Source organism: Amphritea atlantica, from assembly GCF_018860855.1.
Classification (GTDB): Bacteria; Pseudomonadota; Gammaproteobacteria; order Pseudomonadales; family Balneatricaceae; genus Amphritea; species Amphritea atlantica_A.
On the sequence record NZ_JAHKQE010000022.1, the window covers coordinates 143,919 to 155,747 of the forward strand.

The window sequence follows — 11,829 nt, forward strand, 5'->3', positions numbered from 1 at the left end:
AGACGTCGAGGCTAATGCGCGCTTACCTGAAATACGCTGACTAATTGATTGAGCTTATGGGCAGTGTTTTTAACCGAGATAGACCTATCTTGTAGTGTGCCGATAGAGTCGTTCATCTGTTCTGCCGAAACACCTACCCGTCGAGCTGTATCACCATGACGTTGACTGTTCTCATCTAGCTGTTTGATGGCTAAGAACATATGCTCAACTAGCTTATGCAGGCTGGTATTTTCACTGGATGCTTGTTCGGTCTTTTTCAAACTGCGATCTACATCCTGCACCCCTGATTCCATAAAATCGACCGCACTTTGGGTTTCCTGCTGGATGCCCTCAATCATCTGTTGAATCTCGTTGGCTGAGGCGGCGGTTCTATGTGCTAATCCACGTACTTCCTCGGCGACCACTGAGAAGCCGCGGCCATGTTCGCCGGCTCTTGCTGCCTCAATCGCTGCATTTAGGGCCAGTAAGTTGGTTTGATTGGTAATATCAGTGATGACGCCAATGATTTTTCCGACTTCCACCGTTAGGCTATTAAGCGATTGTACTTTCTTCGCGGATGTCTCAACGATGTTGCGAATATCCTCTGTGCCTGAACGAACCGATTCAAATTGTTGCCGTGCATCGGAAACGACGGTGTCCATGGCATCTTTCAGCGATTCAGCGGTGTTAGATGCTTGGCCTATTTCAACCAGTTGCTCTTCGAGCAGTGTCAGTATTTCTTGAATAGAGTCGCTCACCTCTGAGGACACCTGACAGGCTTCTTTATTGGTATCAAGCATCGCTTCATTGGTGAGTTTTACATTACTGCTAGAGGTAATAACCTGGCCTACAATGCCATCTAGGCTATCAATAAAACTATTGATCCAGCGCGCCATATCACCCGTTTCATCGGCGACTAGCTGACGGGATGAAATACGTTGACGAAGATTACCTTCACCTTCAGCGATCGTGCGGATGACCTCTGTCATATCATCCAGTCTTGAGGCTAATCGATTGGTACTTAGCTTAGGGAACATAAAGGTTGTTATGAGCAGTAGTAATACTGAGATAGCATCAATGGTGTACTGTGGCAGCGGCGTGAAATAGTGCAATCCACTGTTAACGCCGAGAATGGCCGCTGCAGTGAGACCATAGCCTTTCATTAAACTGAGATTGATTGAGCGTCGACGATAGACCTCCTCTAAGTCGCCTTCACACATCATCCCCCAACGATCAGGAGACCCTTTGAGTTGAAACGTGACGCCCTTGCCGATCACAGGGATATGGCGATAATCCGAGTAGCCAGGATAGGTGATAAATAGATTTTCGCCTTTGTTTATGGTTTCACGGACACCGGGATGGAGTTGCCCTGTGGCGGGGTCGGTGAAGCGTAGCTCTAACTCGGTATGCCGCCTAACTCTGACGGTGCCCCACTGGGTATGGATGCCGCTTTTTAAATTCTCACCATGGGAAAAGGTATTATCTTCAAAGCGGGAACGTGAAAGGGCGGTACCTTGCTGAATACTGCTATCGACATGGGAGTCGACCATGAAAATATAGTTATCACCGGACTCAGGATAAATATGCCCCGCCTCTCGTTGAATAAGGTCGCCGAGTACATCGTTGGGTACACGACCACAAATAGCGCCCAGAAATACGCCATCTTTTTTGATCGGCTGATAGAACATGAGCGTGACTTCATCATGGAATTTAGAGCTGGAGGGGCCAATATCTAACGTCAGCGGATCTACATATGGGCCGTGTAGGAAGGGTTGCTTGACTCCGGCTGTCCATGCGGCAGTCGGCAGATCGGTATGACCTATATGATCTGTATAAGTAGAAGTGATCACCGAACCATGCATATCAATTACAAAAAATTCGGAAAAATCGGGGGCTGAGACTAGGCGTTCATTGAGCCAAGTTAAGTTAATATCCGCAAAGGTGGGTGCAAGATAATCAGCGATAAATTCCAGCTGATCCCATTGATGTTCTACCCATTGATTGAGAATTTTCACCCGTGTTGAGGCGATGCCTTCAAATGTCTGCTCTACCGAATGGTATTGATGACGATTGAGGAAACACGACTTGTACATCGATAATTTACTGGTTTTACCAAACCAATTAAGCCACTTTTTTTCCTGTTGGCTGAGGTTCATTGAACTACTTTTAAGCTTAGTCATGGATGATAACTTTCCTCAGAACAGAGTATTAACAGGCGATATAGTGTTGAATGCAATTTTTATTCCATTAGGTTGAAAATTAGCAAAAGCCAACCTCACCCTTATCCATTTTAAAAGTATGGCTTTATTGTGGGGCGCTTCGTTTTGCATAAAGCTATAAATGCACAATAAGGGTGCGTATTGGTGTTTTTGTGCTACGTAGGGGTATTTGGCAGCAGACCCTCTGGGTTTTTCTTTTTGGTGATCTGCTCAGCGGTAAATAGCTTGTTCTATCAGTGCCAGCCATCCGATATGAGTAGCGGATGAAGTTGAAGGTGGTTTAAAGCGCCAAGCGGGCTAACAATGACCGGATTAACGTGCGATGTTCACCATGTAAACTGTAGGCGGCATAGGCGGTCATTTCGATGGTGGGGGCGTCATTAACAAGGTGTAACCGTTCCTGTTCGAGTAATGGGTTAGCGATGACTTGGGGAAGATAAGCCGCGCCGCCACAGCTGAGTATTAAGTTAAGAGCCACACGGCCACTATTGGCCCGCACTCTAGCCAGTGGTCTTTGAGGAAATGTGGATTCGTGCAGTCCCGCAAAGGTTGCACCCCATTCAACTCGGATATAACCCTCTGCTATGGCTTTATCTACCGCTGTATCCGCTTTATCTGATACGAGTATCATGGGGACCGTCGCCACTTCCTGAACGACATACCCTTTCAGACTTGGTTGCTCATACATAAAGCCGACATCGATCAATCCCTGCTCTAATTTTTCGACCACGCGTAAGGGGGTGCTTTCTTCTGCCCTCAAGCTAATATTTGGGATAGTGTTGTAGATATCACTCAACCAATCTTGTAAGAAGATATCCCAAAGACTCGATACACCGGCAATTACGAGTCGTTTGTGGTGCCGGTCACTTAACGCGGTGTCCTCATAAGCTCTTTCCCAAGCATTAAGAATAAAGCGAGCATGTCGTTCAAAGCCTTCACCAGCAGGGGTTAGGCTGACTTCATGATGTTTGCGGGTAAACAGTGATAAACCTAATAGTGTTTCTAACTGCTTGATGCGGGCACTGACGGTTGAAGAAGAAACGTATAGGTTTTCAGCTGCGCGGCCAAAGTTGCGGGTTTGAGCGACTTCGATAAAGGTTTGCAGAAGAACTAAATCCACATCAATATCCTGTTTTTTTGGCCGTAATAGCCATTTAATATCGTTTCTCATGATAGCAAGACTCTCGTAGGATGTCTGCCTCAAGCCTTGTGGGCCTCGATGAGAGGCTCTGCAAGCCAAACCAATGACAACAGATACTGAGTATGAGCAAGAGAATCGTAGCGTCAGATCATGCTAGACGAAACCTAATGAAAACATTGCGCTGCTGGATGCCTTTTCTGGTTTGGGGGCGGGAAGTTAATCGTCACTCTTTGGTGGCGGACTTACTGGCGGGTCTTACCGGTGCAATTGTTGTATTACCCCAAGGTGTTGCTTACGCCATGATTGCGGGTTTACCTCCTGAATTTGGCTTATACACAGCGATTATTGTCCCCATTATTACCGGTCTATTTGGCTCATCCCGTCATATGGTGTCTGGCCCTGCGGCGGCGATTTCGATCGTGGTGCTGAGTGTAGTCAGCAATATTGTGCCTCAGGGAATCGAGGCTTATATTCCGGCGGTGCTGACACTCACATTATTAGCAGGGCTGTTTCAATTCGGTTTTGGTTTGGCTCGCATGGGGATGTTGGTTAACTTTATCTCCCATACGGTGGTGATCGGCTTTACCGCCGGTGCCGCGATCCTTATTGCTTCAAGTCAGTTTAAACATGTTCTCGGATTATCAATCCCTGCCGGAAAACCTTTCTATGCAGATTGGGAGTTTATGCTGGGTCACTTACAAGATTTTAATGGCTATTCACTGAGTATTGCGCTGGTGACGATAGGTAGCACTCTACTGATCAAAAAAATGAGCCGGAAAGTTCCGGCGATGTTATTCGGTATGATCATGGGAAGTCTGTTCTGCTGGTTATTAAACGGTGTCAGCCAAGGCGTGCCGATGGTGGGGGAACTATCAGGGCAACTGCCGGCTTTCATTCTGCCTGACTTATCTGTCGGTACACTCAGTGCGATGCTGCCTGGGGCACTGGCAATCGCGATACTCGGGTTGGTCGAAGCGGTGGCGATTGCGCGGGCCATTGCGATTCATTCGGGCCAGCGTATCGATGGGAATCAGGAGTTTATTGGTCAGGGGCTCTCTAATGTGGTTGGGAGTTTTTTCTCTTGTTATATGAGTTCGGGTTCGTTTACCCGTAGTGGGGTGAATTATGATGCCGGTGCAAAAACACCACTAGCGGTGATGTTTGCCGCGTTGATCGTGGTACTGATTTTACTCTTTGCGCCACAGGTGACCGCTTTCTTACCGCTGCCAGCGATGGCTGGTGCGATCATGTTAATCGCTTGGAACCTCATCGATGTCCGTCATATTCGAGAGATTCTCCACAGTAGTAAGCAGGAAGCCTCAATCCTTCTCGTAACCTTTATGTCGACTTTGATTGTCGCCCTAGAATTTTCTATCTATCTGGGGGTGTTGATGTCGCTAATTTTTTATCTAAAACGAACCTCGACGCCGAAGATGATGGAGGTTGCGCCTAAGTCGATCGATCAGGGGACGGATCTGCGCAGCGTCCAGCGTTTCCAGTTACCCGAGTGTCCACAACTTAAAATCATCCGTATTGACGGTTCTCTCTTCTTTGGTGCGGTGGATCATATTCAGAAAAACTTGATCCGTTTTAGTGAGGAGAATCATGGTCGAAACCATATTTTGATTAATTGTACCGGTATCAATTTTATTGATTATGCGGGGGCTGAAATGCTGTTGAAAGAGGCTCGGTATCTACAGGAAAAAGGTTTCACACTAAGTTTCTGCGCGTTAAAAAACACTGTTAAAGACGAGTTGGCCGCGTTAAATTTTTTGGCAAAATTAGGAGAAGAGAATTTTTATGCCACAGTGGATGATGCCTTGAGTACCTTAGTGCCACGTTTAAATCCCGATATCTGTAAGCAATGCCAGCAAAGGGTATTCAAGCAGTGTCCTTGATTGAGCTATAGGGAGCACTGCTGAGGTATTTTGTGTCAGTGCTTGTTAAACATCTAAACGGCTCTGGATATTAATTTTTTGCCGTTAACGGTGTTTGATGTTTAGGTAAGCCCAGCGAGATGAGCGCAGTAATGGCGATAAACAGTGTCGCAACCCATAAGCAGGCGGCGAGACCAAAGTCCTGATAGATCCAGCCGGATAGCACGGTACCTATCAGTCTACCCATGGCGTTTGCCATATAGTAAAAACCGACATCAAGGGATACGCCATCTTCACCGGCATAACTCACAATTAAATAGCTGTGCAATGATGAGTTAACCGCAAACAGCGCGCCAAAGACTAGCAGGCCACCAATGAGTATCAAATGCACATGCCAGTGATAGGTGAGTGATAGCGCGATGAGGGCTGGCGTTATCCCCAGCGCAATAGCCCAAACGACCGCTTGGCGGCCATCAGAAAGTCTACCGGTGCGTTTACCTGTTACATGGGGGGCTAAACTTTGCACAATGCCATAGCCGATGACCCATGTGGCTAAAAAGCCCCCTACTGACCAGTGATCCCAGCCGAAGCTATTAGCCAGAAACACCGGTAAAGCAACTACGAACCAGACATCCCGAGCGCCAAACAGGAACATGCGTGCCGCAGAAAGGTAGTTAACGGCTCTGCTTTTAGAGAATATATCCGTGAATTTAGGCTTGTTTTTCGCCTGACCTAAGCCCTTTTTTAAATTGAGTAGGCTGAGTATCCACACCACGGTTAATCCGATCACCATGGTGAGTACCGCATCGGCAAATCCGAATAGGCTTAGTAACGCGCCGCCTAAGAAAAATCCGACCCCTTTCAATGCATTTTTGGAGCCGGTTAAAATAGCGATCCATTTGTATAGCTGACCGGAGGCATCATCGGGAACCAACAATTTGATCGAACTCTTGGCACTCATCTTATTGAGATCTTTGGCAATACCCGAGAGGGCTTGCGCGGCCATGACCCAAGGAATTGTCAGTAGGGTGGTCGGCACTAGCAACATACACAGGGCAACAATCTGCATGAATAAGCCAATATTCATGGTTTTATTCAGACCGATGCGAGCCCCAAGCCAGCCTCCGATTAAGTTGGTTATTACGCCAAAAATCTCGTAAAAAATGAATAGCATGGCGATTTCCAGTGGGCTATAGCCGAGCCCATGGAAATACAGCACAACCAGCATCCTTAGTGCGCCATCCGTTAAGGTAAATGCCCAGTAATTACCCGTGACAACCATATATTGACGGATTTGAGGGGATAGTTGTGCTAGCCATTGCATTGTTTACTATTCCTTGTCTAACAGACCCACTAGGCGGACGAGCTCGGCTGTACGATTTGCGTATCCCCATTCGTTGTCGTACCAAGCGTAAAGTTTCACCTGCGTACCGTTGACCACCATCGTCGATAGCGCATCAATGACGCTAGAGCGAGGGTCCGTTTTGTAATCAATGGATACAAGGGGGCGCTCTTCATAACCGAGAATATCTTTTAATTCATTCTCCGCAGCCTCTTTTAAAAACTGATTTACTTCAGTTTCGTTGGTGGCTCGGCTCACTTCAAATACACAATCGGTAATGGACGCGTTGGCTAACGGAATACGAATGGCATGGCCATTTAGTTTGCCTTTCAACTCGGGAAAGATTTGCGTGATAGCGGTAGCAGAGCCCGTGGTGGTTGGGATTAGGCTCATTCCGCAGGCACGGGCGCGCCGCAGATCTTTATGGGGCGCGTCAAGAATTGTCTGGGTATTGGTAATGTCATGAATGGTGGTCATGGAGCCATGCACGATCCCTAGTTTTTCATGAATCACTTTTACAACCGGTGCTAGGCAGTTGGTGGTGCAAGATGCAGCGGTGACAATAGGGTACTTCGATTTATCATATAAATGCTGGTTAACGCCCATGACAATATTGAGTACATCATCATCTTTGACAGGAGCAGTAACGACGACACGCTTAACACCTTGGTCAAGGTAAGCCTGTAATAGATCTTTTGATTTCATTTTGCCACTGGCTTCAATGACGACGTCACAACCAGACCAGTCAGTATCGGTTATCGCTTTATTCTGCGTACATGAAATGCGTTTATCCTGAATAAGGATCTCAGAGCCCTCAGCAGAGGCTTCATGGTGCCAGCGGCCATGTACCGAGTCGAAGGTAATCAAATGGGCCAAGGTCGCTGCATCACCAGCGGGATCGTTAATTTGGATAAACTCTATTTCAGGCCAGTCGAATGCTGCCCGAAGTGATAAGCGACCCATACGGCCGAAACCATTGATACCCACTTTAATTGTCATAAAAACCTCAAACCGAATAATGTGTATTAATAAAACCGATATGACTTGGCAGCGTTAAAGTATTAGAACCTAATGCCTGAATATAAGAGGCAACTGATTGCCATTGTTTACCTGCTTTTAGTCGTAATACCGTTGCCATTAAGCCTGTACGGCCAGCGCCTTCACCATAATAAATAACGAGCATTTCCTGTGCCCTTTTTAAGCGTGAGTGCGCCTAGAGCGTCATGACGACTCTTTAGTCAGCCATTCTTTTATCTGTGCTGCGTTAGGCACCGACCCTGAGTGAACTAACTGTTCATCAATCGCCACAGCAGGGGTGCTCATCACGCCAAAACCCATAATAACTTCAGGACTTGTCTCTTTTGTGACACTTACCGGTATAGCCAGCTCATGTGCTAATTGTTCGATCAACTCAGCAGTTTTTTTACACTTACTACAACCGCTACCTAACACTTTTATCTGTTTCATATATCACCTCATAAGAAAGACGAAAAGGCATTGAACAGCCATCCAACCACCGAAAAGGATACTAATAGCATCACAAAAACGATGGCCAGCAACCGCCATTGCATCACTTGTTTAAGCAGAATAAATTCAGGAAAACTGGCCGCAACGGTACTCATACAGAACGCCAGCGTTGTACCGATGGGCAGGCCATTGATGATTAGGCTTTCCATCACCGGAATAACGCCTGTCGCATTAGAATAAAGCGGAATGCCCAATAACACGGCGGCAGGGACAGACCACCACTGCCCATCACCTAGGTATGTTTCAATCCAACCGTCAGGCACAAAGCCATGTAAGGCGGCACCTAAGCCAACACCGATAATGACCCATTTCCAGACGCGACCAAAAATCTCCAGTGTTTCACCTTTGGCGAACTGGTGACGTTGTGAAAAGGGTAAGACTGTAGGCTCTTGTTTAGGCTGGTTGGGCGCTGTTTTATTCTGCCCTGCGGCTAGTGCTTTTGCGGCAAAGGATTGCAGCCAGCGCTCGGCCCTGATGCTATCCAGAAAGAAACCACCAATAATGCCTACGGACATACCGATAACGACATATAGCACGGTGAACTTCCAGCCAAGTAAGCTCATGAGCAATAAAATGGCAACTTCATTGATTAAGGGGGAGGTCAAAAGAAAAGACATGGTGATGCCAACAGGAATGCCGGCGGAGGTGAAGCCTAAAAATACCGGAATGCTGGAACAGGAACAAAAGGGGGTGATCGCACCAAACCCTGAACCCAGCAGGTAACCAATGCCGCGATGCCTTCCGGCCAGATAATCCCTCACTTTTTCAACATTGAGTGACGCTCTTAATAGCGCGATGAAATAGATCATAACCAGTAGCAGTACAAAGATCTTGCTTACATCTTCGATAAAAAAGTGAGCCGCGTCACCGAGTTTTGAATCTGGCGAAAGGCCAAGCACTGCATAGGTTAGCCAGTCGGCTAATTGGGTAAATATTTCAAACATTATGCTTCTCCAAACCAGTGTCGGGTTCGGTTAGCAAACCAAACGAGACTCAACATAACAGGAACTTCAACGAGAACACCAACGACCGTCGCTAAAGCGGCCCCCGAGTGAAGTCCAAATAAAGAAATGGCGACTGCGACGGCGAGCTCAAAAAAGTTCGATGTGCCAATCATGCAGGCAGGGGCTGCAATATTGTGAGGTAGTCGCATTTTTAAAGCGATGAAATAGGTTATAGCAAAAATTCCGTAGGTTTGTATCAGGAGCGGAATCGCAATCAAAAGAATCGCCTCGGGCTGTGCTAAAATGGTTTGCGCTTGAAAACCGAACAATAAAACCACCGTTGCTAAAAGCCCGATCACCGACCAAGGTTTGAGTACGGCCAGTAAGTGGTTTAGCGCGGCGTGATCCTGTTGACGATCGACCTTTTTTCTTGTGATAGCACCGGCGACCAATGGGATAACCACATAGAGTATGACGGAGAGGAGTAATGTATCCCAAGGGACCGAAATGTCGGTCACACCTAATAAAAAAGCCGCTAACGGGGCAAAGGCAAATATCATAATGATATCGTTTACTGAAACTTGCACGAGGGTATAGTTTGGATCGCCCTTGGTCAGCTGGCTCCAGACGAAGACCATCGCGGTACAGGGGGCCACGCCTAATAAAATCATCCCAGCGATGTATTCATTGGCTGTTTGAGGGTCGACCCAGTCGGCAAAGATACCTTTAAAAAATAGCCAGCCAAGCAGTGCCATAGTGAACGGTTTGACCATCCAGTTAATCACTAAGGTAAGAATCAATCCCTTGGGTTTTTTACCGATGTCTTTCAGTGAAGAAAAGTCGATTTGCACCATCATAGGGTAGATCATCAGCCAAATAAGAAGGGCAACGATCAAGTTGACATGGGCAAACTCTAAGGCCGCAATGAGTTGAAATAGCGCAGGGAATAGATTGCCAAAGGCAACACCGCCGATAATGGCGATGGCTACCCAAACACTTAAATAGCGTTCAAACATACCCATAATGACTTTCTTCCTTTTTATCTGTGTATGGCGAAAAATAGCTTATTTTTCATCGTATTCTTAGCAACCCGCTAAGACGTTGTTTTGATGCTTATATTCTCAATACGCGTGACAACATCTCTTGCTGCGCTGTGCGAGGTGACGGGAGATCTTAGGTTGGCTCTCGCTAAGGCTTGCATCAGCTCATAAACACATAGCTCCTGCTCTGACAGAATCGGTAGCAGGCAGCGAAGGTGTGTTTCATCAGTGAGACATTTATAAAACTGTGTAGGCTGCATAGCGGAGCTGCTGTTCATTTTACTCTTGTCTCATGGATCAAAGAGCCGATGGCCAGTCTCAGGTCGAGAGTTTGGTCAATCGTTAGCCTTAATCTCATTAATATGTGTTTTTTCATATATGTGATTGTAACTATATATGGTAATTCGTATATATCAAGCTTGTGAGGCTGCTTTTGTGGAGAGATTACGGTGACGGATGGCCAAGTGTTAAAAATTAACCCAGTAATTCGCTATTCAACGCATAGCGCATAAATTTTAAATATCTCTGTTTTGTCTTTGTATTTTAGCGGGTGCGAATCTTGTCGCTTCACGGTTTAGTCTAGGCTCTGATATGAAACACTGCTTACTCTCTCGTTACGGGAGTACAATCATCTCTCTGATTTAAAAATAGGGTAGAGCGGGTATTGTAGTTGTATGACGTTATCGCGTGAATTTTATCGCCATGGGCCGGATGTACGGCAAGGCAATCCCGTTGGCTTTGTTGAAGTCAGGAAGCGGTTTGATTTCAGATTTATCGGCATTGGTCGTTGGGTGACGCAGGCGGAGCAAAACCGAGCGGCGGGGTTATTTTACGATGCCTTGGTTGATCTGATGACCATCTTGAAATGCCCTGAGCCGCTGATCTCATTGCGCGGAACCTTGTCGTTACAATATGGTATCGGTGGACGCCCCGGTGTTGCAGCTCATTATCAACCGTCGATGCGGTGCTTTTCTTTGGCCAAAAATGCAGGCCCAGGCAGTATTGCACATGAGTGGTTTCACGCACTCGATCATTACCTCGGTGGTACCGCCTTTGATGATGCTCCGGCAGGCATGTTCGCGTCAAAAGCTTGGTTAGCCGATGCGACGCCCGTGGTTCATCCCTTGAATGATGATCTGTACGCCTGTTTCAGGCAGATCATGTTAGCTGAGGATGGTGATTCCCCGAGTCCGTTATTTGAGGCATCAGTGCGGGTCGATAAGGTGATGAACCAAGTCTATTACAGTCAGGCTGAGGAGTTATGCGCGAGGGCGTTTGAAGCCTTTGTTCAAGATGCGGCTATCACCAATAATTTTTTGGTTTCGGGGACTAAAATGACCGCCGAAGCTGAGCAGGGCTTGTATCCGCGAGGTGAGCAACGTGAACGTATCAATCTAGCCTTTCAGCGTTACTTTAATCGCTTAGGGGCCGCTTTAAATAGCGAGATTCGTAGAAGTATGCGTTAAGAAACACGCTTTCCGATGCAGTCTAAGTTGAGGCCGTTCAACGCTTTGTGTTGGTAAGCATGCTTCGGTCTATCTAATCGTTCAAACCGTTAGATAATGAATGGCTAACTTTGTGTGACGTGTTCTTTATTTTAAGATCAATACCGCCTGTACATCTTGATAAGTTCAGTAGGGTGTCAGCATTATTGACTAGCTGTTTATTAGCGTTGGCATCTAATTCTACGAGAGATATTTAAAATCTCACTTTATAAGGAGTAGACTATTGTTACTGACGTAGCATTTTGAGTATGACTT

At 46.6% G+C, this 11,829-nt stretch carries 10 protein-coding genes; 2 read left to right on the forward strand and 8 right to left on the reverse strand.

Features of this window, described 5'->3' with window-relative positions:
- Positions 1–11 precede the first annotated feature (11 nt).
- A complete protein-coding gene (locus tag KO512_RS09870) occupies positions 12–2,159 on the reverse strand; it encodes a methyl-accepting chemotaxis protein (RefSeq protein WP_215952177.1) in 2,148 nt (715 codons plus the stop codon).
- Positions 2,160–2,478: 319 nt separating this feature from the next.
- Positions 2,479–3,318, reverse strand: coding sequence for a LysR family transcriptional regulator (locus tag KO512_RS09875; RefSeq protein ID WP_215952178.1), 840 nt, complete (start codon positions 3,316–3,318; stop codon positions 2,479–2,481).
- 188 nt (positions 3,319–3,506) lie between these two features.
- On the opposite strand from KO512_RS09875, the gene KO512_RS09880 reads away from it, so the two are divergent.
- On the forward strand, positions 3,507–5,237 hold the full coding sequence (locus KO512_RS09880; RefSeq protein ID WP_215952179.1) for a SulP family inorganic anion transporter: 1,731 nt from the start codon (positions 3,507–3,509) through the stop codon (positions 5,235–5,237).
- 70 nt (positions 5,238–5,307) lie between these two features.
- On the opposite strand, the gene arsJ is transcribed toward KO512_RS09880, so the two are convergent.
- Genes arsJ through arsB form a run of 6 tightly spaced genes read right to left on the reverse strand, consistent with a single transcriptional unit; the run spans position 5,308 to position 10,051 of the window.
- Positions 5,308–6,540: an organoarsenical effux MFS transporter ArsJ gene (arsJ, locus tag KO512_RS09885; protein WP_215952180.1), complete on the reverse strand. Its 1,233-nt coding sequence runs from the start codon at positions 6,538–6,540 to the stop codon at positions 5,308–5,310.
- A gap of 6 nt (positions 6,541–6,546) precedes the next feature.
- Positions 6,547–7,557, reverse strand: coding sequence for an ArsJ-associated glyceraldehyde-3-phosphate dehydrogenase (locus KO512_RS09890; RefSeq protein WP_215952181.1), 1,011 nt, complete (start codon positions 7,555–7,557; stop codon positions 6,547–6,549).
- A gap of 7 nt (positions 7,558–7,564) precedes the next feature.
- A complete protein-coding gene (locus KO512_RS09895; RefSeq protein WP_215952182.1) occupies positions 7,565–7,741 on the reverse strand; it encodes a hypothetical protein in 177 nt (58 codons plus the stop codon).
- A 38-nt stretch (positions 7,742–7,779) separates the two neighbouring features.
- Entirely contained in the window at positions 7,780–8,025 is a 246-nt protein-coding gene (locus tag KO512_RS09900) for a thioredoxin family protein (protein WP_215952183.1), read from the reverse strand.
- An 8-nt stretch (positions 8,026–8,033) separates the two neighbouring features.
- A complete protein-coding gene (locus tag KO512_RS09905; protein WP_215952184.1) occupies positions 8,034–9,029 on the reverse strand; it encodes a permease in 996 nt (331 codons plus the stop codon).
- Positions 9,029–10,051, reverse strand: a complete 1,023-nt coding sequence (gene arsB / locus KO512_RS09910) for an ACR3 family arsenite efflux transporter (protein WP_215952185.1) — start codon at positions 10,049–10,051, stop codon at positions 9,029–9,031. The genes KO512_RS09905 and arsB overlap by 1 nt, the downstream gene beginning before the upstream one ends.
- A gap of 692 nt (positions 10,052–10,743) precedes the next feature.
- Here arsB and KO512_RS09915 point away from each other — a divergent pair.
- Positions 10,744–11,535, forward strand: a complete 792-nt coding sequence (locus tag KO512_RS09915; protein ID WP_215952186.1) for a CLCA_X family protein — start codon at positions 10,744–10,746, stop codon at positions 11,533–11,535.
- The last annotated feature ends 294 nt before the right edge of the window (positions 11,536–11,829 follow it).

What these genes read in the sequence shown, in the direction of transcription:
- KO512_RS09870 (WP_215952177.1), bottom strand. Translation starts at nt 2,159, where the DNA reads ATGACTAAGCTTAAAAGTAGTTCAATGAACCTCAGCCAACAGGAAAAA.
- KO512_RS09880 (WP_215952179.1), top strand. Translation starts at nt 3,507, where the DNA reads ATGAAAACATTGCGCTGCTGGATGCCTTTTCTGGTTTGGGGGCGGGAA.
- arsJ (WP_215952180.1), bottom strand. Translation starts at nt 6,540, where the DNA reads ATGCAATGGCTAGCACAACTATCCCCTCAAATCCGTCAATATATGGTT.
- KO512_RS09890 (WP_215952181.1), bottom strand. Translation starts at nt 7,557, where the DNA reads ATGACAATTAAAGTGGGTATCAATGGTTTCGGCCGTATGGGTCGCTTA.
- KO512_RS09895 (WP_215952182.1), bottom strand. Translation starts at nt 7,741, where the DNA reads ATGCTCGTTATTTATTATGGTGAAGGCGCTGGCCGTACAGGCTTAATG.
- KO512_RS09900 (WP_215952183.1), bottom strand. Translation starts at nt 8,025, where the DNA reads ATGAAACAGATAAAAGTGTTAGGTAGCGGTTGTAGTAAGTGTAAAAAA.
- KO512_RS09905 (WP_215952184.1), bottom strand. Translation starts at nt 9,029, where the DNA reads ATGTTTGAAATATTTACCCAATTAGCCGACTGGCTAACCTATGCAGTG.
- arsB (WP_215952185.1), bottom strand. Translation starts at nt 10,051, where the DNA reads ATGGGTATGTTTGAACGCTATTTAAGTGTTTGGGTAGCCATCGCCATT.
- KO512_RS09915 (WP_215952186.1), top strand. Translation starts at nt 10,744, where the DNA reads ATGACGTTATCGCGTGAATTTTATCGCCATGGGCCGGATGTACGGCAA.